Genomic DNA, 21,058 nt, shown 5'->3' with positions numbered 1-21,058 from the left:
ATATAACTTGCGAGTCTTTCTAATTCAGGAAATACTCGCAACAATTATTTAAGTCATGCGCACTGGATGCGTTATAAAAGAAATCGATCATATGAAACCACTCTTCTTGCTCGCATTATCGACACTGCCTTTTCATCTCAGTCATGCAGCTCAGCCACCATTAGAACTCACCATTCAAAAAAGTTCAGCTCAATCGGCGCATTTGACCACGCGTATTCAATGGGTAGATTTTCCCAAACCCCAATATAAAAATAGTGATTTAAATCAACAAAACCGTGCAGCAATTATTCGTGTGTATGCAGATGAAACAGGTGATGTAACCAAAGCCACCGTACAGGAAAGTACTGGGCTCAAAGCTTTGGATGAAAAATTGGTGAATGCTGTGCTTCAAGCCAAAGTAAAACCGTTTATAGAAGACGACACCGCTTTAGCTGTCATTGGTTATCAAGTTTTTAATTTAAACTTAACTCCAGATGATGTCGAAGCATGTAACTATAGCTTTGACTCAAAGAACTGGCGTGCGCAACAACAGCAGCAAAAAGTGCCTTTTCAATATCAGGCTCAACCTACGCTTGCGCTAGATTCAACGCAGTTGAATGGTCATGACCGTCAAATTAAATTTAGCTTTAAAGCCGATAAACACGGCAACATCAAGAAGCCTAAAATTATCAAAGGTTCAGGTATTTACGAGCTTGATCAACAAGTTTTACAAGCCGTTGCAAACAGCAAAGTCAGTGTTAAACGCACGGCAAGTACACTGTGGCTCTATAAAAAGTCTAAATTTAAAGATGCGATTGAATTCGATCTAAATGCTTGTCGTTAAGAATTTAGCATGACACGAGTTTTTACTCACTCGTGTCATCTCTCTAGATAAACTTTAAACCCATTCAGCACATATAAGCATGTGGCTAGTTGGTCTCTGAAAATAATTAGAACTGACTAAACATCCAATACACAAAAAGATAGCGTCCGATTTTCGCAATACTCACCATCACGACAAAACGAACAAAGTTTTCTTTGAGTAATCCTGCAATGAGGGTAATCGGATCACCAATGATGGGAATCCAACTGAGCAATAAAGACCAAAAACCATATTTTTGATAAATACCCTGCGCCTGCAACATCTTTTGCTCTGAGACGGGAAACCATTTTTTATTTTTGTATTGTTCAACTTTCAAGCCGAGCCACCAATTCACACAGCTACCTAGAATATTGCCTAGACTGGCGACAGCTACCAATAACCACACTGGGTACTGCATCTGAGCCAACAATCCCACCAAGACTGCTTCTGACTGTAACGGCAGCAGTGTCGCTGCTCCAAAAGCAGAAAGGAAAAGTAGTCCTAAGGCCCACATCATTTTATGATTTTAAACCCAGCTTTTTCTTGGTTGAGCTATAGGCAAAACCTGACCAGATCAATGCCAGAATCAACAAAGACCAACGCGACCATGAATACTTATCAGCAATCGGTTCAATTGCGGCTCGAAGTACCGCCTGATCTTTGGTATTCAGCAGTTCAATGATTTTTTGAATGTGTACCGCTTCAGCTACAAATAGCACCAAACATCCCGCAACCCCCACAATAATACTGAGATAGATTTTAGGATTCGCTTCAATAATACGGGTTAAATTGAGAAAAAACTCTTTTTTCATTACACTGATGTCCAAACAACCTTTCAACAAAAAAGCCACCCATCGGTGGCTTTAAAGAATGGCTTATACCTTGAAGGTGCTAAGCTTAACACAGTTCAAGTCAGCGCTTCTGTAACTAATTCACTTGAAGCGCCAACGCACGCTGAACTGCAGGACGCGCTTGAATACGCTCCATATAAGCCTTCACATTTGGATAGTCATTTATGTCAACTTGTTGCCATTCATAACGCAAAATCCATGGGAAAATTGCCATATCCGCTATCGAATACTCACCAGCCACATAGTTTTGACCAAAAAGCTGCTTGTCTAGTACAGCATACAAGCGCTTAGTTTCATTGACATAGCGTTCAGTTGCATACGCAATACGTTCGGGAGCAAATTTACTAAAGTGATGGTTCTGTCCAAGCATTGGACCGAAGCCACCCATTTGCCACATTAACCACTGCTCAACCTCAACACGAGACTGTTCATCGCTTGGATAAAACTGCCCTGTTTTACGCCCTAAATACTGCAAAATCGCCCCTGACTCAAACACAGAAATGGCTTCACCTTTGGGACCATCTTGATCCACAATCGCAGGGATTTTATTGTTGGGTGAAATGCGTAGAAAGTCGGGTTGGAACTGATCATTTTCTAAAATATTGATGGGAAAGACTTGATACTCCAAACCCATCTCTTCTAATGCGATGCTAATTTTATGTCCGTTGGGTGTTCCCCAATAGTACAAATCGATCATGTGGTTATCCTGTTACTTTTCTCGTTTTAGTTCATATTGTCGAGGTTTGATACTGTTTATAACATGATTCCAGCCTAGAAACATTAGGTTAAACTGAAATTGAAATCTTAAAATATGCAAGACTAGCTTCATATAAATAGAATAATTATCAACCAAAGAGAATTTTAAAAAAAATCTTATTTTTTAATCTTGAAATTTCATAGAGCATCCAAATATTAAAAGTACAGCAAACATCCACACCGATTATTGCTGTGACAACCATGCTAATCGAGTCGCATAGGTTGCTTATTTATATCACTTTTCCTAATAGTGGAGGTTTTATCAATGAGTAATTTAAGCTTAATGCCATTATTCCGTCGTAGTATCGGTTTTGACCGTTTAAACGATTTGTTTGATCATGCAATGCTCAGTGAAGCACCACATTATCCTGCGTACAATATTGAAAAAGTCGGTGATGATCACTACCGCATTGTCGTAGCTGCGACTGGTTTTAACCAAGATGAGCTCGCGATTGACTTAGAAAATCAGGTACTTAATATTTCAGGTCAACATGCTGATCAGACCAAAGACAATCATGCTGAGTTCTTGCATAAAGGCATCACACAGCGCTCATTTAAATTATCTTTACGTTTAGATGAACACATTGAAGTACAAGAGGCCAATTATGAAAATGGTTTACTCACCATCCAGCTACGACGGATTGTTCCAGAAGAAAAAGCGCCATGCCGAATTCCAATCGGACAAAAGAAATTAACAACTGAAAACACTTCGGCATAGTAATCAACAAAATAAAAAAAGCACTGCATAGGCAGTGCTTTTTTTAAGATCAATGGATCATTACTTTTTCTTTTTAGGACCAAGCAACATACCCATTTGACGACCTTCCATTTTCGGTGCTTGTTCAACTACGCCCAAGTCAGCCACATCTGCTTCAACTTTTTGAAGTTGAGCCAAACCAAGCTGTTGGTGCGCCATTTCACGACCACGGAAACGAAGAGTAATTTTTACTTTGTTGCCTTCTTCAAGGAACTTAGTAATTGCACGTAGTTTTACGTTGTAATCACCAACATCAGTACCCGGGCGGAGTTTGATTTCTTTCACCTGTACTTGATGCTGTTTTTTCTTCGCTTCTTTCTGCTTTTGCTTTAGATCAAACAAATGCTTGTTGAAGTCCATGATTTTACAAACAGGCGGTTCAGCGTTTGCTACGATCTCAACAAGATCAAGCTCAACACTTTCAGCAGCGCGTAATGCTTCTGCCAAGCTAACAATACCTTTTTGCTCACCATTTTCGTCTACAAGACGGACTTCTTTCGCACGAATTTCATCATTCAAAGCAGGACGGTTTGATTTGTTACCGCCCTGTTGATTACGGTCAGGCTGTTTAATCGCTGTTACTCCACAATGTACCGGCCGCGTTCGGCAACGGCTGCTTTTACTAGGTCAACGAAAGCGTCGATTGACATAGTACCCAAATTTGTTCCTGAGCGGGTACGCACGTTCACTGTACCTTCCTCTACCTCACGATCCCCAAGTACCAGTAAGTAAGGAATACGCTCTAATGTACGTTCACGAATCTTAAAGCCGATTTTCTCATTTCTCAAGTCTGAAATCGCACGGAGACCGTTTTCTTTAAGTTTTGCGACGACCTGTTCACTTGCAGCAGCTTGTGAGTCAGTAATATTCATGACACAAGCTTGCACTGGCGCTAACCATGGTGGCATAAAGCCTGCATAGTGCTCAATAAGTATACCAATAAATCGTTCAAAGCTACCAAGAATTGCTCGGTGCAACATTACAGGCTGATCACGATCATTGTCTTCAGTGACATAAGATGCCTCTAAACGTTCAGGCAAATTAAAGTCACACTGGATTGTACCACATTGCCACACACGACCTAAGCAGTCTTTCAGTGAGAATTCAATTTTCGGGCCGTAGAACGCGCCTTCGCCCGGTTGCAACTCCCATTCCAAGCCTGCAGCATCCAAAGCATCTGCCAAAGATTTTTCAGCCATATCCCAAAGTGCATCATCACCCACACGTTTTTCTGGACGTGTAGACAACTTCATTTGTACTTCTTCGAAACCAAAGTCTTTATATACATCTAAAGTCAGTTGAATGAAGTCAGCCACTTCTTGACCAATTTGTTCTTTGGTACAGAAAATGTGTGCATCATCTTGGGTAAAGCCACGCACGCGCATAATGCCGTGCAGTGAACCTGATGGTTCGTTACGGTGACACGAACCGAACTCAGCCAAACGAATTGGCAAATCACGGTATGATTTTAAACCTTGGTTGAACACTTGTACATGACAAGGACAGTTCATCGGTTTAATTGCATAGTTACGGCTTTCTGAATGCGTCGTAAACATACCATCTGCATAGTTTGCAGCATGGCCTGATTTTTCCCAAAGCGTGAAATCAACCACTTGCGGGGTACGAATTTCAAGGTAACCATTATCTTGTTGTACTTTGCGCATGTATTGTTCAAGCACTTGATAAATGGTCCAACCGTTTGGATGCCAGAACACCATACCTGGTGCTTCTTCTTGCATATGGAACAGGTCTAAAGCTTTACCAATTTTACGGTGGTCACGCTTTTCAGCTTCTTCAATACGTTTGATATACGCTGCAAGCTGTTTTTTGTCTGCCCACGCTGTACCATAAATACGTTGTAACTGTTCATTCTTCGCATCGCCACGCCAGTAAGCGCCTGACATTTTAGTCAACTTGAATGCTTTTAAAAATTTAGTATTTGGCACGTGTGGACCACGGCACATATCCAAATAATCTTGATGGTAGTACAAGCCCATTTCTGTTTCTTCAGGCATGTCTGCAATCAAGCGTAATTTATAATCTTCACCACGCGCTGTGAATTCTGCAATCACCTCATCACGTGGTGTCATTTTTTTGATGACATCATAGTCTTGATCGATGAGCTTTTTCATGCGCTCTTCAATGGCTACCATGTCTTCTGGCGTAAATGGCTTTGCGCTAAAAATATCGTAATAGAAGCCATCTTCAATGACAGGACCAATCACCATTTTCGCTTCAGGGAACAATTGCTTAACCGCATGTCCCACCAAGTGAGCGCAAGAGTGACGAATGATTTCGACACCTTCTTCGTCTTTAGGCGTAATAATTTGAAGGCTGGCATCCGTGGTAATCAAGTCAGATGCATCGACTAAACGACCATCGACTTTTCCTGCAACTGTATTTTTCGCAAGACCCGGACCGATGCTCAGTGCAACGTCCATCACAGATACAGCTTGATCAAATTGTTTTTGATCGCCATTTGGCAAAGTGATAATTGGCATAAAAAATCCTTAAGGAGTGATGCCCCGTACCATGGAGCATATCACCGCGAGATTATGATCGAGGTAAAACCTCAAAAGATAAAAACGGTGGATAAATAAAATCAGTCGAATTTTACACGTGTTATCCACAGGATTAAACCTTTTCCCCTATAAAATTCACGTTTCAGCGCATTTTGAATTTATTTGCCAGTCCCACAGCATCACTAAAATGAGGGAATTGATGTGCCGCAATCCTTATCGCTACATTTTATAATGACTCTATCGGTCACTTTTTATTGAACAATACAGCAACACAAGCATACACATTTTGCTTAAAAAGCAGGCTAAAATCTAACTAAAAGGGTTTATATCGCACAGAATCCATAGATTCAGTTTAGATAAACTAAACAAAAAAAATTCAATAAATTCATCTAAAAAGAGCAACTCGACTAAAGCATAAATGCAAGATGGCTGAAAAATGCATATCTTTTAATCAATGGAAAAATAATACTGAATCTGGAGTGATCAACATGGTGAGTGCTTATGATGAGTTACCAAGAACCCCCGCAAACTTTGTGGCTTTGTCACCGCTGCGTTATTTAGAACGAGCTGCTTATATTTACCCTCATCAAGATGCCATCATTCATGGGCACCGCCATATTTCATGGCGTGAAACTTACCTTCGCTGCTGCCAATTTGCCTCACAATTACAAAAACTGGGAATCACAAAAAACGATACTGTCTCTGTTTTGCTGCCCAATGTCCCTGCAATGATCGAAGCACATTTTGCAGTCCCAATGGCAGGTGCTGTCCTCAACACATTGAACACGCGCTTAGATGCCAAAACCATCGCATTTATGCTTGATCATGCAGAAACCAAAGTCTTATTGGTGGATCCAGAGTTTGCATCGGTTGCACAAGAAGCCTTGGCTTTGGTCGGACGCGATATTTTCGTGATTGATGTAGATGATGCTGAGTACGAAAACTGTTTTGCAGCCCCGATTGGGCAAATCGAGTATGAAGACTGGTTAACCGAAGGCGATGACAACTTTGAATGGCATTTACCTCAAGATGAATGGGATGCCATTAGCCTTAACTACACCTCTGGCACCACAGGCAACCCAAAAGGCGTGGTTTATCACCACCGTGGCGCTTATATCAATGCAGCCAGTAACATCATTGCTTGCGGCATGACACCACGTGCGACCTACTTGTGGACCCTCCCCCTGTTTCACTGCAACGGTTGGTGCTTTGCATGGACTATGGCAGCCAATGGTGGCACCAACATTTGTTTACGTAAAATTGACCCTGAACTCATTTTTAAACTCATCGCTGAACACAAAGTCGATTATTTCTGCGGTGCGCCGATTGTGTTATCAATGCTGATCAATACCCCTGAAGAGCAACGGGTTCACTTTGAGCATCGCGTTGAAGTGATGGTGGCAGGTGCTGCACCGCCTGCTGCAATTATTGAGGGCATGCGTCATATTGGCATCAATGTCACCCATGTCTACGGTCTCACTGAAACCTATGGTCCTTCTGCGCTTTGTGCCTCTCAAGCAGGTTGGTCAGACTTATCGATTCAAGAACAAGCGCAACTGCACTCACGCCAAGGTGTACCGTACCCACTGCAAGATGGCATGAAAGTCCTTGATCCAGATACCATGCAACCTGTACCGCATGACGGTCAGACCATGGGCGAAATTATGTTCCGTGGCAACATTGTGATGAAAGGTTATCTCAAAAACCCTGAAGCGACCGCAGAAGCCTTTGCAGGTGGTTGGTTTCATACAGGCGATCTTGCAGTCTGCCAACCCGATGGCTATGCCAAAATTACTGACCGCTCTAAAGATGTCATTATTTCTGGAGGTGAAAATATCTCATCACTAGAAGTTGAAGAAATCCTCTATCAACATCCTGCTATTTTAACGGCTGCGGTGGTCGCGAAACCCGATCCTCGCTGGCAAGAAGTGCCCTGTGCATTTATTGAGCTCAAAGCAGGTAAAGAAATCACACCTGAGGAAATCATTGAATTCTGTAAGCAACATCTGGCACGTTTTAAAGTACCGAAAGATGTAGTGATTACAGAAATTCCAAAAACGTCGACAGGCAAGTTACAGAAATTTGTTCTACGCGATTGGGCCAAAGAGCGTGCAACGGGCGAGTTTAGCTAAACATTCAGCAGTCTATACAAGCAAATATTCTCAAAAAAAAGCGACCGTTAAGGTCGCTTTTTTTATGTCTAAATGACTTAATTATCTGAAATTAAAGCCACTTGCTGGATGTAGTTAAACAACTTCAAACGTGAAGCTTTAAGTTGTTCTTCATCAGCCTGCTGTTTGATATCACGGTGAATACGCAATACATGCTGACGAATGGTATGACGTTCCGCGGCATTATAAGTTTTGGAAAACTCATTAATGACCACATCACCATCTTTGATCATACGATCAACCCAACGCTGTAATTGAGCAGTTTTTTTCGCGCCTTGTTGCGGTGTCAAATAAGACAAAATCACCGTTTCATCTTCATTACGCAACAACTTCCCAATGCGTAAAAATTGGCGACGACGAGCTTCATTTGATGTAATTAGTTTCACATCCAAAAGGGCTTCAATCAAACGCTCTTCAACAGGTAAGTTTTGAATTTGTTTAGTGTTCAACTCTGCAAGTTGAGAACCCAAAGATGCCATACGTTGTACGGCTTTTTTCTGTTCAGTTTTACTTGCACGTCCTTCTAAAGATTCAAAGTCTTCTTCAGTAAAACTATGCGGTCGACGTGCCACGATTAATCTGCCTCGTAAAATTTTGCTGCAAATAGTGCCTGAATCTCAGATAAAGCTTGTTCTTCATCTGCGCCTTCAAGCACCAAGCGTAAAGTGGTGCCCTTTCCTGCGCCTAGCATCAGGAGGGACATAATATTTTTGGCATCCACCAATTTGTCTCCTTTTCCAATTTGAATTGAAGAACGGAATTTGGTGGTCACTTCAATGAGCTTGCCAGATGCACGCGCATGTAACCCTAGTTTATTAATTACGTCAACAGTTGTGTCAATCATGCCCAGTGCTTCATTTCTCGATGGAGGACCTGAATAGACCATTTTGCCTCAAGGGCTTTTTTTAGTCTATCCACAATATATACAGAGCGATGCTGCCCACCCGTACAACCAATTGACACGGTCATATAGTGACGATGCCCTTCAGCAAAAGCTGGTAACCATTTATCTAAAAACTTATAAATATCTTGGAACATTTCGTGCGTTTGCTCACTTTGTTCCAAAAATTTTTGCACAGGAGCATCTAGTCCTGAATACTTCCTCAGTTCTAAATCCCAATGGGGATTGGGTAAATGTCGAACATCAAACACATAGTCAGCATCCAACGGAATACCGTGTTTAAAGCCAAAAGACTGCAAAATCAAAATCAGGTTATCTGACTGCCCCAATTTTGACAGCAAGGTATGCTTTAAATCATGCACACTTTTATCGGTGGTATCAATATGCACAGTTGAGCGCAAATTAATCGGCAATAAAAGGGTTTTCTCTTCTTGAATGCACTGATTCAAACTTTGAAAGCGTGTCGCCAACGGATGTGGACGACGTGAAGCACTAAAGCGCGCAATCAGCTCTTGGTCACGTGTGGTCAAATAAATAATATCGACCGTACCATGCCTTTGCAATTGTTCAAACACCAAATCGAATTCTTGCAAATCTGCACGTGTACTGCGTACATCCACACCAAGCGCCAATTGCTCAAGGTTATTTTCCCGATCCAGTTTAGCCACAATCTCTGGGAGTAAGGCCAAAGGCAAATTATCAATACAGTAATAACCGAGGTCTTCCAATACTTGTAATGCAGAGGATTTACCCGAACCAGACTGTCCTGTAACAATTAAAATGCGCTTCATCTTAATCCTTTGAGAGGTGAGCTTGACTAAATATGTTTCACTTTCAAGTTATCAATTAAACGAGTTGCCCCGAGTTTTGCCGCAACAAAAAGCACCACATCTTGGTCAAACGCATCCAATTTCTGCAATGCAGGTGTGCGTGCTTCCACATAATCCACAACAAAACCAGCCTGTGTCAATGTCGCCTTTATATTTGCTAACACATCAGCTAAAGCGGTACCAGTTTGTAGCGACTGTTCTGCAGCTTTTAAACTTTGATAAATGGTCGGTGCTTTTTGACGGTTTTCTTCGCTTAAATAACCATTACGTGAACTTAAAGCCAAACCATCTTCTGCACGTGCAATTGCCACACCCATCACTTCAAGCGGCATATTCAAATCACGAACAAACTGACGAATCACAGCCAACTGTTGATAGTCTTTTTCACCAAAGAAAGCAAAATTAGGTTGCACAATATTGAACAGTTTCGTCACCACAACAGCGACACCATCAAAATGACCTGGGCGTTGTAGACCACACAAATCATTGGTGATATCTGAAACAGTAATATTGGTCAAACGTGGACTGTTGCCATACATTTGCTCAACCGATGGTGCAAACACGATGTCACAACCAACCTCGGCCAACAAGCGCTGATCTTGTTCCAAGGTGCGTGGGTAACTGTCAAAATCCTCATTGGGTCCAAATTGAATCGGATTCACAAAAATGCTGACTACAACCACATCACAGAGTTTTTTCGCTTCGCGTACAAGGTTCAAATGCCCCTGATGCAAGTTGCCCATGGTCGGGACGAAACCAATACTTTTTCGAGCCGTTCGCGCAGGGTTCAATGATGCTGATAGGCCTTGGATCGTGGTTTCAGTTTTCATGTTTTACAGCTCGACTTGGAATGTTTGTTCTTTTGCAGGGAATGAGCTATCTAGCACCGCTGCATGGTATGCCTTGAACGCATCCAAAATTGCCGTTTCCCCTGCTTGTTCTTTCATAAAGTTACGCACAAATTTTGCAACACGACCAAAAGTCAGTCCAAGCATGTCTTGTACCACCAAGACTTGACCATCGGTATCCACACCTGCGCCAATGCCAATGACAGGTACATGTGGGAACAACTCACTAATTTCTTTGCCGAGCTGCGCAGGCACACACTCTAATAACAGCACCGCAGCGCCCGCATCAACCACCGCTTGGCAGTCCGCAATCAGTTGGTCTGCCGCTTCACGTGTACGTGCTTGTAATTTATAGCCACCAAACACATGTACAGACTGTGGGGTTAAACCTAAATGTACACATACAGGAATACCGGTCCGTGTCAAAACCTGAACCGTTTCAGCCAGCCATGCTCCACCTTCGACTTTGACCATTTGCGCGCCCGCTTGCATCACTACTTTTGAGCTTTGCAAAGCATCATTTAAGGTGGCATAGCTCATAAACGGTAAGTCAGTCATGATCAAGGCATGCTGGTTACCACGGCGTACAGCTGCGGTATGGTAAGCCATATCTTCAACTGTAACAGGCAAAGTGGAATCACGACCTTGAATGGCCATACCGAGCGAATCGCCAATTAAAATGGTATCAATTTCAGCAAGTTCCATTGCCTTTGCCATACTTGCATCATAGCAAGTCAGGCAGGAAAATTTGCGACCTTCTGCTTTAAATTTTCTTAAGTCATTTAAACTAATCATCAAACTATTCCTTTCAACATCTTTAGCTCGGCTAAATTAAATCTCTGCCCAATTGCCTGCATCCAGCACGCTCAACGTGGGTTGTTGTACAACAGGCAACTGTTTCAACGCAATACCATCAATGTGTAAATCTGGGTCTAAATCCAGCAATGGAATCAACACAAAATCACGCTCCATCACACCGACATGTGGCACAGTTAAGCGTTCATGCTGAATTTTCTCTTCTGCATAGATCAGTAAATCTAAATCTAAAGTACGTTCACCCCAATGGCGTAAACGTACACGTCCCGACTCTTGTTCAAAACGTTGCAATTCATCCAGCAAGGCCAACGGTGCCAAGTTTGTGCTGAGTTGCACCACGGCATTTAAATAATTGGGTTGGTCTTGCGGCCCCATCGGTGGGCTTTGATACAGCTTGGAGATCTTCACATCGCCAAGACTAGCCAACTTGTGCACCGCTTCAGTCAAAATCACTTTAGAGTCGCCTAAGTTGCTACCTAGACCAATATACGTGACGATGCTCATTGTGTCGGTCCAAAAATCACGCTGCTTAAATCACGCTGAACACGTTTACGTTTTAAAATTGGGTGATCTGCGCCAATCTCGGTTGAGCTGTGACCTGTTCCCTTACCAGTCTGGGTACGGGCTTCAGCGTGTTGCTTCGGTTTACGTGCACGGCGACTGCGTGATTCTTGCTCTTGCACCAAAGGCTCAATTTCATGACTTACCGTTTTGGCAATCGCCGCTTCTTCAGCACTTGCTTTACCACTGCGACGTGATTTTGCACGTTGGCGGTTATATTGGCTGATGGCACGTTCTTTTTCATCGGTGCTCATCAACTGATAGGCATCCCACCACTGTCCCATGCCGAGCGTACCCTCATCACCGGATTTTTCGCGAAGCAACAAGAAGTCAAAGCCTGCACGGAAACGTGCATGGCTAGATAAGGCTTGAATTTGCTGTGCTTTCGGGTTGAGTAGTCGAGTTTGCATTTCCCACACTTCACGAATGAAGGTTTCGGCAAAGCGCGGAATAATAGTACGCGTGGCTTGGCGTTTTAATACATCAAGTCCCGCTTGTGCACGAGCTTCAGCCGCAACCATACCTTTACTGCTATAAAACTCACAACGCTCTAAGAACGGCTGCCATAACAACACCGCATAGAAAAATGCTGGGTTGATGGTTTTGCCCACTTGAATACGCTGATCGGTATTTTTAGCGGCACGTTCAATAAATGGGGTGATATTCGGTTGGATATCTGCAAATAACTGCTTCCAAATGCCGAAATCGATCAACATTGGCAACACACGATTTAAATGTCCCATCGTGAACAACTTCTGAGATTCATCATACAAACGGTGCGGCGAAACATCACGCAGTAACTGCGTCATTTCCAAGGTAAAAACGTCAAGAATTTGCTGATCAATTGAGAAACCTAATTTTGCAGCAAAACGTAAAGTCCGCAGCATTCGCACAGGATCTTCTTCAAAACGTGTTTGTGCATCGCCCAGTAGACGTAAGGTTTTATCTTTAATGTCATCCACAGCATGACAGAAATCTAAGACAACGCCCTTACGTGGCTGATAGTACATCGCATTAATTGAAAAGTCGCGGCGGGCAAAGTCTTGCTCAATCGTACCCCAATTGTTATCACGCAAAATCATGCCTTGTGCAGAGGTGACTTCTTTCTTCGGCGGTGCACGGAAAGTTGCAACTTCAACCAACTCACGACCTGAATAGACATGAGCCAGCTCAAAACGGCGCCCGATAATACGGCAACGTCGTCCGAAAACTTCTTTTACCTGTGACGGTGTTGCATTGGTCACTGCATCAAAATCTTTGGGATTTAGGCCAAGCATCATGTCGCGGACACCGCCACCGACGATATACGCTTCATAGCCTGCCTTAGTTAATGCATCGATCACATCTAAAATGTAAGAAGGTAATTGAGCGGTTGATAAACCACATTTTGACGCGCGCAAAGTTTGCAAAAGCCGCTGTCTCCTACGCCTAAACGTAAAATTCTAAGATGACGCTAATCATATATCTAACACAATCAAAGGGCAATTTGATTATCGAAAGCAAAGCAGGATTCTGATCAATTCACCAATAAATGACACCGCTTTTTTCACAAGCCCAAACGAGTTTTATTTTTTGCAAAAATTGCCGGTCCAATCCCGCGCACCTGTTGTAGTTCATCTATGGTCTTAAATGGCCCTTGTTTCTGGCGATAGGCCACAATTGCCTGTGCCTTTTTTAAACCCACACCCTGAAGCTGCTGTAATTGATCGACACTGGCTTGATTTAAACTAATTTTATTTGCGCTCAACACAGGTTGAGCCTGAACAGGAGACACAGCACGTTTCACGCTCTTTGGCGCTTGAATACGATCATCCCACGCCTGCTGCTCTGCTTTCCAGTTCAGGTAGTTCTGATCAAAAGACTGTGCATAACTACTGGGTACCCAAGCCAGTAGACTCAGTAATAACAACGCAATGATCAACAAACTTACTTTTATTTTTATCAATTCAAGCCACCATTTTTATTATTTCAGTTGTAATTTGGCTTGCTCCCACAGTTGATCCATTTCTTCTAAGGACATCTGCTCAATCTTTTTTTGTTGTTGCAAAGCTTGATCTTCAATGAAAGCAAAACGAGTACGAAATTTATGAATCGTACTCAAAAGCGACATTTCGCTTGAGACGCCCAGTTTACGCCCAACATTGATCATTGAAAATAAACAATCGCCAAATTCATCTGCTATTTCATCGGAATTTTGCTGTTGAACCGCATGTTTCAATTCAGCTAATTCTTCTTCAAGCTTGGTATAAGCGCCTGCTACATCAGGAAAGTCAAAACCGATTTGTGCTGCATTTTTTTGAATCTGTTCCGCTTGTTGTAAGGCTGGACCATGTTTGATGCTGTCTAATCGTGACTGTGCCTTACCCTGCTTTTCCTGTTGTTTAATTTGCTTCCAAAGCTCGCCTACATCTTCGGCAGACAAAGCTGAAAACTGCTGTGCTTGAAAGACATGGGGATGACGACGAATCAGTTTTTCTGTGATGGCATGAACCACATCTTGAAAATTAAAAGCCCCTTGCTCGGCATACATCTGTGACTGGAACACCACCTGTAACAGTAAATCCCCCAACTCATCGCGTACCTCATCAGCTTTACCTGAACGCACAGCGGCTTCAACTTCATAAGCCTCTTCAATAGCATAGCGGGTTAAACTTTCTGGGGTTTGCTGTTGATCCCATGGACACTTTTCACGTAATTCACGCATCACGTTCAGCAATTGTTCCATGTTTATCTCTCTTCAAAAATCATATTGATAAAAATTACATTATGACGGCATTCATTTGTTATGCTCAATCCAATCACAACAATAACATCAAGAAAAAGAGCAACAAGGAGCAGTTTCAATGCGCAGTATTTTGATTAGCGGTGCAGCCCAAGGTATTGGTGCAGCGATCGCCCGCTTATTTTATGCACATCAGTACAAAGTGGGAATTTATGACATCAATAGCGCTCAAGCCCAACAGCTGGCAGCCAGCCTCGGCCCGAATGCCAAAGCAGGGCAGCTCGATGTTTCCAACTATCAAGACTGGCAAACTGCTTTAGCCGAGTTTGTCACATGGGCAGGCGAGCTCAATATCTTGGTCAATAATGCAGGAATTCTATTCTCAGGGCCTTTTGAACACACAGAGATCAGCGCACATCACAAAACCATGTCGATCAATGTCAATGGTGTACTGAATGGCTGCCACGCTGCATTACCCTACCTCAAACAAGCGAATTTTGCTCGTATCATCAACCTTTCATCGGCTTCAGCCATCTATGGTCAAGCTGATTTGGTCTCGTACTCTGCCAGTAAGTTTGCGGTACGCGGCATCACCGAAGGCTTAGATACCGAATGGCAGAAATATGGCATTCGCGTGTTGGATGTGATGCCGCTATTTGTACAAACTGCCATGGTGCAAGATATGCAAGCGAAGAGTATTCAAAACATGGGGGTACACTTAACTGCAGAAGATGTAGCGCAACACGTTTTCCAACGTGCTGTTGCAAAAGATACGACACTCACTGCAACGCATCAAGCCGTGGGTGCCAGAGCCAAGCTTTTATTTCAACTGAGTAAAATCAGCCCCCAATTTCTCAATCGCCTGACCAACTTGTACCTTTCCAAATAAAAAGAGCCTGCAATTGCAGGCTCTTTCTTTTCAATTCGCTTAGTTACCTTGCACCAAACGACGCGCACTAATGATGCCTGGTTGTTGCTCCAATCGTGCCAACAGTTTTGATAGTTGCGATAAACCTTTCACTTCAATCAACAATTTCATATTGGCAATACCGTCTGCTTCAGAGATGGTATTAACCTGACGAATATTGATTTGATCGGAGAAAATCACTTGAGTCAAATCTTTGAGCAAACCACGGCGATCATAAGCTTCCACCACAATTTGCACACTCTGACCACGCGTTGGCTGCATTTCCCAGTCGGCTTCTACTGCACGTTCAGGTTCATTTTGAATCATGCGTAAGTAGTCAGGACACGCCACTTTATGGATGCTCACCCCACGGTTCAAGGTGATATAACCCGCAATTGACTCACCATGCACAGGCTGACAACACTGCGCCACATGCAGCTCAACGTTATCTAAACCATCAATCAGAATGCCATGCGCTGACAAGGTATGACTAGCACGTGGATTCAACGTCGGCTTCAGCACCAGTTCAGGTTCGTCCTGATCCAAATGCATATGGCGGTTCACCTGATTGATCAAGGCATGCAGACTAATGTCACCATTGACCAGTGCAATCAGAATATCTTCACCCGCTTTGACATTGAAATGATTGCAGTAATCATTCAAATCAATACTTTTTGGGTGAATTGCCAAACGTGAAAGTTCTTTGTTGAGCAGGTCACGGCCCACTTCCAAGTTTTTGCTGCGGTCTTGTTGTCTAAACCAATGACGCAGCTTGTCACGCGCACGTGCCGTCTTGATATAACCTAAAGAGTTCACCAACCAATCACGGTTTGGCTCACGGTCTTTCTTGGTTAAAATCTCAACTTGCTCACCCGTTTTTAAGGTATAAGTCAGCGGAACATAACGCTGATTCACCCGCGCGGCATAACACTTATTACCGACTTGAGTGTGCACATGATAAGCAAAGTCGAGTACGGTCGAACCACGTGGGAGCTCTTTAATATCTCCATCACGGCTAAATACATAAATCTTCTCAAAGTCTTCAAAATCTTGAATTTGCTCAAAATTTTCAGAGTCTTCATCAGACTTATGTACATTCGCATCATTGCGCTCTTGATAGTGTTCAAGTACTGCACGCAATGAATGTAAACGATGGTTAAAAGAGCGATCAGTATTCTTACCGCCCTCTTTATAGTTAAAGTGCGAACACACCCCAAGCTCTGCTTCTTCATGCATGCTCTTGGTACGAATCTGAACTTCCAGTGATTTGTTTTCCGCAATCACAGCCGTATGCAGTGAGCGGTAACCATTGGCTTTGGGATTGGTAATATAGTCATCAAACTGATGCGGTATATGCCGCCAAATTTGATGCACAATCCCCAGCGAGTGGTAGCACTCAGGTACGGTTTTAACCAAGACTCGAACGGCACGAATGTCATAGAGCTGATCGAAGCTCAGGTTCTTACTTTTCATTTTTCGATAAATCGAATAAATGTGTTTTACCCTGCCACTAATTTCAGCTTCAATACCATGCTCATTCAAAGATGCACGCAATGTATCAATCACAAACTGAATATATTGCTCACGCTCCAGTCGCTTTTCATTCAGCAGCGTCGCAATTTCTTTATAGCGATCGGGTGCTAAATAGCGAAAGGCTAAATCTTCCAGTTCCCACTTTAACTGCGCAATCCCTAAACGGTGTGCCAGAGGTGAGTAAATGGTTAAGATTTCTCGTGCTACACGCTCTTGACGTTCTTTAGATGAAGTCGCCAATTCACGCAGTGCATAAGTTCGCTCAGCCAATTTGATCAGTACAACGCGCACGTCTTCCGTCACTGAAATCAACATTTTATAAATGCCGTTTAAGTGCTCGCGCTGATTGTTATTAAAGTGATCTTCGAGGCGTTTATTCTGCTCAATGAGGTCGGACAACTTACCCATGGCCAAAGTGCCTTTGACCAGTGCATGCACTTGTTCGCCAAAATGCTCTTGCACTTCCGCCAATGGAATCACGCCTTCGCGTACACCACGATAGAGCATCGCAGCAGCCAAGGTGTCTTCATCGACATGTAAATGGGCCAGAATATCCGCCATTTCAATACCGGTATAAAAGGTATTGGAACGATGATTAACCGTGGTTTCTAACTCTTTTTGTAAAGTCAAATTGGCAACTTCTTCGAGTTGCTCAAGCTTCGCATCATCTAATATGCTTCGAACACGATCTAACCATTCAGCCAAATCATGTTGAGCTTGTTCGGCATGCTCTACAGTCGCCTCCTGAGACAACTCATTAAGTCGCCCAGGTAGTTGCTCACGTACTGTGACCATACCCTTCTCCTACACTTTTACGCTTCATATTCTTTAATCGTTTATCTCATTATCTTTTTCAAACAATGCTATCGACTCAACGTGACCTGTGTGGGTAAACATGTCCATCACACCGGCTTTGACTAATCGATAACCCTGTTGTACCAACAGCCCCGCATCCCTTGCGAGTGTCGCTGGATTACACGACACGTAAACGATTCTTTTTGCACCAAAGTTAGGCATATAATGCATTATTTCCTCTGCGCCTGCACGTGGAGGATCTATCAATAATGCATCAAATCCTTGATTTGCCCAAGAATGATGCGAGAAATCTTTTGTTAAATCTTGTGAAAAGAACTTCAACTGGCCAAGAGCATTACGTTCCGCATTTTCTGCACCACGTTGAACCATTTCTTCACTGCCTTCAACACCAACCACTTGTCCTGTTTCACCCACGCATCGAGCCAAAGGCAAAGAGAAATTTCCTAGACCACAGAACAAATCGAGAACACGTTCTCCTTGTTTTAAATCTAGCAAGTCACATGCCAATTTCACCATTTGCGGGTTAATGGTTGAGTTTACTTGAGTAAAGTCGTGTGGGTTAAATCCAAATGCCACATCAAAATCATTTAAACGATAATGTAAACGCATCTCTGCATGTTCATCATCCATACGCTTTAGACTGTCTGGGCCTGCAGCTTGTAAATACAACTGCCACCCTCTGTCTAACGCAAATTGTTTTAATCGGTTGACATCCTCTGTGTTTAATTTTTCAGTATGTCGCACCGTGAGGGCGATGTCACAATCCCCCATGGCCAATTCTATATGACCAATAGCCGCTTTGGCTGTTAGACTTTGGAGTAACTGCTTTAAGCGTGTGATCGAACCAAACGCTTGATCTAACACCAAACAACGATCAATTGAAGTCAATTTATTGGTTTGACGCTCTCGAAAACCCACGACCAATTGGTCTTTGTGCGGCAAATAACGTACCCCAATGCGTGCTTTACGACGGTAGTCTTCACGTAAAGAGCGCAAAGGCGGCAACCATTGTTCAGGTTGTATCCCCGCAAAATGCTGCAAATGTGATTTAAGCACATCTTGCTTTAAGCGAATTTGTTCATCGGGATGAATATGCTGCATATTACAGCCACCACAGCTTTTAAAATGCGGGCACTTCGGCTCAACACGAAAAGTAGAGGCTTCACTGAGGAGTTGAACAGCATCGGCTTCCTCTAAACGCTTTACCGCATGGGTAATCTGCGCTTTAACCGTTTCACCCGGCAACGCATAGCTAATAAAGACTTTTTTACCCTGCTTGTCCGCAGGATGGTCTGGATGCGAACCATAGTGCGCTATGCCGCGTCCTTCATGCGAAAGTGACTCAACCTGAAAAATATAACTGGGCTGTTGAGTTGGACGAGGTTTGGCTCTATGTTTCATGTGTACCTAAAGATGGGAAGGAGAAAAATCGGCAGCGGTAAAAGCCGTCTGCTGTGAGGTCTCACGCCACACCGACAAAAAGTCTTGATGCTGCGGTTGAGCCTGTAAAAACTGGATGGTTTGATCGATAAAATGACGGTGGTCTTGAGCGAGCAATTGCCCTTTGAGCAAGAGCCAACGCAAATACACCAACCATGTATTTAGCACATCACCTTCACAATAACTGGTGAGTTTGAGCCATTCCTGAGCCCGAACATATTCAGGTACATGATAAGCCCCATCGCCTCGTTTACCGGGATACCCCAATAAATGAGCAACATCATCTAGCTTTTGGAAATGACGTCCATTAAACATTGCCATCACATCCATCAGATCGATGTGACGCTGATGATAACGGTTCTGATAGTTATTATAGCGCTTTTGTGTGTCAATTTCGCCCTGATCGAACAAAGCAGGTGCAGTTAAACCATGATACATAGCACGAAGCATGATTACAGGTAAGTCAAACTGAGCACCATTCCAGCTCACTAAAGTTGGTAAGCGCTTATCAAATATGGATAAAAACTTACTGAGGATTTCTGCTTCCGAATATTGCTCACGGTTAAAAGAAAAAAGTTTCATCTGGCCTTGGTCATCCAGCCATAAGCCTGAAATACACACAATTTCATGCAAAGCCAAACGCTGAAAATCCATGCCAGACTCTTGGCGACGCAATTTGGTCAGTGCCGCCTCCAAATCAGCCTCAGGCAAATCTAAACCATATAAATGCGCCCCCGATCTCAAATCTGTCATTGTTTCAATATCAAAGGTGAGAACAGGTAAACGCATAGCAGGACTCTCTTTTATTGTTTTATTCAGGATCGACCACAGAGAAAAGACCCGTCGATAAATAACGGTCACCACGGTCACAAATAATGCACGCAATGACAGCACCAGGGTTTTCTTCAGCAATTTTAATCGATGCCCACACCGCACCACCTGAAGAAGTTCCTGCGCTAATCCCTTCTTTTTGCGCCAATTTACGCATGGTTTTTTCCGCTTCAATTTGCGGAATATCAATAATTTGATCAATCCGACTGCGGTCAAAAATCGTTGGTAAATATTCTTCAGGCCAGCGGCGAATCCCTGCGATACTTGAACCATCCGATGGCTGTAAGCCAATAATTTGAATGTCGGGGTTCATCTCTTTGAGATATTTAGAGACCCCCATAATGGTACCTGTAGTGCCCATTGAACTTACAAAGTGAGTGATTTTGCCACCTGTTTGCTGCCAAAGTTCAGGCCCAGTCGTTAAATAATGTGCTTCAACATTATCAGGATTACCAAACTGGTTGAGTACATGCCCTTTGCCTTCTTCTTGCATTTGCAAAGCCAAATCACGTGCACCTTCCATGCCCTGTTCTTTGGTCACTTCAATCAGTTCCGCGCCATAAGCACGCATTGCATCTTTACGTTCTTGGCTCATGTTGTTGGGCATAATCAGTTTCATCTGATAGCCACGCATCGCAGCAACCATCGCCAGTGCAATGCCGGTATTTCCACTGGTCGCTTCAATCAAGGTATCGCCCGGCTGGATTTGCCCTCGCTTTTCCGCTTGCATAATCATATTATACGCGGGACGGTCTTTGACAGAACCTGCGGGGTTGTTGCCTTCTAACTTTGCCAATACTGTTGCTTGAGTGTGACTTGCCAGACGCTGTAAACGCACCAGTGGAGTTTTTCCAACATAGTGATCTAACAAAAATTCGTCTGCTTGAAAATCAGTGGATGTAGTACTCATTCTTTGCACCTTGATCGAGGTGCGCCTATTGTATGGAAAAATGCC

General features: G+C 43.2%; 22 protein-coding genes. 4 read left to right on the top strand and 18 right to left on the bottom strand.

What is annotated here, in order from left to right:
* Window positions 1-91: 91 nt before the first annotated feature.
* The gene (locus AC4CUX_RS10585) at window positions 92-823 is read left to right on the top strand and encodes an energy transducer TonB (protein ID WP_114836798.1); all 732 of its coding nucleotides are present in this window, start codon (window positions 92-94) and stop codon (window positions 821-823) included.
* 106 nt (window positions 824-929) lie between these two features.
* On the opposite strand, the gene AC4CUX_RS10580 is transcribed toward AC4CUX_RS10585, so the two are convergent.
* The 3 genes from AC4CUX_RS10580 to AC4CUX_RS10570 all read right to left on the bottom strand — a co-directional run bounded on the left by AC4CUX_RS10580 (window position 930) and on the right by AC4CUX_RS10570 (window position 2,389).
* Window positions 930-1,358 carry a YqaA family protein gene (locus AC4CUX_RS10580; protein WP_114836797.1) on the bottom strand — a complete coding sequence of 143 codons (429 nt, stop codon included), beginning with the start codon at window positions 1,356-1,358 and terminating at the stop codon, window positions 930-932.
* A gap of 1 nt (window position 1,359) precedes the next feature.
* Window positions 1,360-1,653 carry a hypothetical protein gene (locus AC4CUX_RS10575; RefSeq protein WP_419380888.1) on the bottom strand — a complete coding sequence of 98 codons (294 nt, stop codon included), beginning with the start codon at window positions 1,651-1,653 and terminating at the stop codon, window positions 1,360-1,362.
* A gap of 115 nt (window positions 1,654-1,768) precedes the next feature.
* Entirely contained in the window at window positions 1,769-2,389 is a 621-nt protein-coding gene (locus AC4CUX_RS10570; RefSeq protein WP_419380889.1) for a glutathione binding-like protein, read from the bottom strand.
* A 324-nt stretch (window positions 2,390-2,713) separates the two neighbouring features.
* On the opposite strand from AC4CUX_RS10570, the gene AC4CUX_RS10565 reads away from it, so the two are divergent.
* Window positions 2,714-3,166, top strand: coding sequence for an Hsp20 family protein (locus AC4CUX_RS10565; RefSeq protein WP_004692288.1), 453 nt, complete (start codon window positions 2,714-2,716; stop codon window positions 3,164-3,166).
* A 60-nt stretch (window positions 3,167-3,226) separates the two neighbouring features.
* Here AC4CUX_RS10565 and infC read toward each other — a convergent pair whose 3' ends face one another.
* Both infC and thrS read right to left on the bottom strand, forming a co-directional pair.
* Window positions 3,227-3,778 carry a translation initiation factor IF-3 gene (gene infC, locus AC4CUX_RS10560; protein ID WP_078425166.1) on the bottom strand — a complete coding sequence of 184 codons (552 nt, stop codon included), beginning with the start codon at window positions 3,776-3,778 and terminating at the stop codon, window positions 3,227-3,229.
* A gap of 5 nt (window positions 3,779-3,783) precedes the next feature.
* Window positions 3,784-5,706 (bottom strand): threonine--tRNA ligase, encoded by a 1,923-nt coding sequence (gene thrS / locus AC4CUX_RS10555; RefSeq protein ID WP_419282563.1) that lies wholly within the window; start codon window positions 5,704-5,706, stop codon window positions 3,784-3,786.
* Between the two features lie 509 nt (window positions 5,707-6,215).
* On the opposite strand from thrS, the gene AC4CUX_RS10550 reads away from it, so the two are divergent.
* Complete coding sequence (locus AC4CUX_RS10550) at window positions 6,216-7,859, top strand: acyl-CoA synthetase (protein WP_419380896.1); 1,644 nt, start codon at window positions 6,216-6,218, stop codon at window positions 7,857-7,859.
* A 77-nt stretch (window positions 7,860-7,936) separates the two neighbouring features.
* Here AC4CUX_RS10550 and yjgA read toward each other — a convergent pair whose 3' ends face one another.
* From yjgA to mazG, 9 genes are all read right to left on the bottom strand, one after another.
* Window positions 7,937-8,470 (bottom strand): ribosome biogenesis factor YjgA, encoded by a 534-nt coding sequence (gene yjgA, locus AC4CUX_RS10545; RefSeq protein ID WP_004979168.1) that lies wholly within the window; start codon window positions 8,468-8,470, stop codon window positions 7,937-7,939.
* Window positions 8,471-8,472: 2 nt separating this feature from the next.
* Window positions 8,473-8,742, bottom strand: a complete 270-nt coding sequence (locus tag AC4CUX_RS10540; RefSeq protein WP_010325935.1) for an HPr family phosphocarrier protein — start codon at window positions 8,740-8,742, stop codon at window positions 8,473-8,475.
* Window positions 8,739-9,590, bottom strand: a complete 852-nt coding sequence (rapZ, locus tag AC4CUX_RS10535) for an RNase adapter RapZ (protein ID WP_004692298.1) — start codon at window positions 9,588-9,590, stop codon at window positions 8,739-8,741. The genes AC4CUX_RS10540 and rapZ overlap by 4 nt, the downstream gene beginning before the upstream one ends.
* A gap of 26 nt (window positions 9,591-9,616) precedes the next feature.
* A complete protein-coding gene (gene panC / locus AC4CUX_RS10530; RefSeq protein WP_004979164.1) occupies window positions 9,617-10,459 on the bottom strand; it encodes a pantoate--beta-alanine ligase in 843 nt (280 codons plus the stop codon).
* A gap of 3 nt (window positions 10,460-10,462) precedes the next feature.
* Window positions 10,463-11,272 (bottom strand): 3-methyl-2-oxobutanoate hydroxymethyltransferase, encoded by an 810-nt coding sequence (gene panB / locus AC4CUX_RS10525; protein WP_419380890.1) that lies wholly within the window; start codon window positions 11,270-11,272, stop codon window positions 10,463-10,465.
* Window positions 11,273-11,308: 36 nt separating this feature from the next.
* Complete coding sequence (gene folK / locus AC4CUX_RS10520; RefSeq protein ID WP_419380891.1) at window positions 11,309-11,797, bottom strand: 2-amino-4-hydroxy-6-hydroxymethyldihydropteridine diphosphokinase; 489 nt, start codon at window positions 11,795-11,797, stop codon at window positions 11,309-11,311.
* Window positions 11,794-13,263, bottom strand: a complete 1,470-nt coding sequence (gene pcnB / locus AC4CUX_RS10515) for a polynucleotide adenylyltransferase PcnB (RefSeq protein WP_419380892.1) — start codon at window positions 13,261-13,263, stop codon at window positions 11,794-11,796. The genes folK and pcnB overlap by 4 nt, the downstream gene beginning before the upstream one ends.
* A gap of 137 nt (window positions 13,264-13,400) precedes the next feature.
* Complete coding sequence (locus AC4CUX_RS10510) at window positions 13,401-13,799, bottom strand: ComEA family DNA-binding protein (RefSeq protein WP_114836792.1); 399 nt, start codon at window positions 13,797-13,799, stop codon at window positions 13,401-13,403.
* An 18-nt stretch (window positions 13,800-13,817) separates the two neighbouring features.
* Entirely contained in the window at window positions 13,818-14,579 is a 762-nt protein-coding gene (gene mazG / locus AC4CUX_RS10505; protein WP_114836791.1) for a nucleoside triphosphate pyrophosphohydrolase, read from the bottom strand.
* A 118-nt stretch (window positions 14,580-14,697) separates the two neighbouring features.
* Between mazG and AC4CUX_RS10500 the strand changes: the two genes are divergently transcribed.
* Window positions 14,698-15,465, top strand: a complete 768-nt coding sequence (locus AC4CUX_RS10500) for an SDR family oxidoreductase (RefSeq protein WP_078388728.1) — start codon at window positions 14,698-14,700, stop codon at window positions 15,463-15,465.
* A 39-nt stretch (window positions 15,466-15,504) separates the two neighbouring features.
* Here AC4CUX_RS10500 and AC4CUX_RS10495 read toward each other — a convergent pair whose 3' ends face one another.
* The 4 genes from AC4CUX_RS10495 to cysM are packed head-to-tail and all read right to left on the bottom strand — an operon-like array spanning window position 15,505 to window position 21,013.
* Window positions 15,505-17,811: a RelA/SpoT family protein gene (locus AC4CUX_RS10495; RefSeq protein WP_004979149.1), complete on the bottom strand. Its 2,307-nt coding sequence runs from the start codon at window positions 17,809-17,811 to the stop codon at window positions 15,505-15,507.
* 33 nt (window positions 17,812-17,844) lie between these two features.
* The gene (gene rlmD / locus AC4CUX_RS10490) at window positions 17,845-19,233 is read right to left on the bottom strand and encodes a 23S rRNA (uracil(1939)-C(5))-methyltransferase RlmD (RefSeq protein ID WP_005400761.1); all 1,389 of its coding nucleotides are present in this window, start codon (window positions 19,231-19,233) and stop codon (window positions 17,845-17,847) included.
* 6 nt (window positions 19,234-19,239) lie between these two features.
* Window positions 19,240-20,061, bottom strand: coding sequence for a 3'-5' exonuclease (locus AC4CUX_RS10485; protein ID WP_005400762.1), 822 nt, complete (start codon window positions 20,059-20,061; stop codon window positions 19,240-19,242).
* Window positions 20,062-20,083: 22 nt separating this feature from the next.
* On the bottom strand, window positions 20,084-21,013 hold the full coding sequence (gene cysM / locus AC4CUX_RS10480; RefSeq protein WP_005400763.1) for a cysteine synthase CysM: 930 nt from the start codon (window positions 21,011-21,013) through the stop codon (window positions 20,084-20,086).
* Window positions 21,014-21,058: the final 45 nt, after the last annotated feature.

It is taken from the genome of Acinetobacter sp. 231_lipA (genome assembly GCF_058243005.1).
This window is presented reverse-complemented; position numbering and strand designations above follow the sequence as displayed.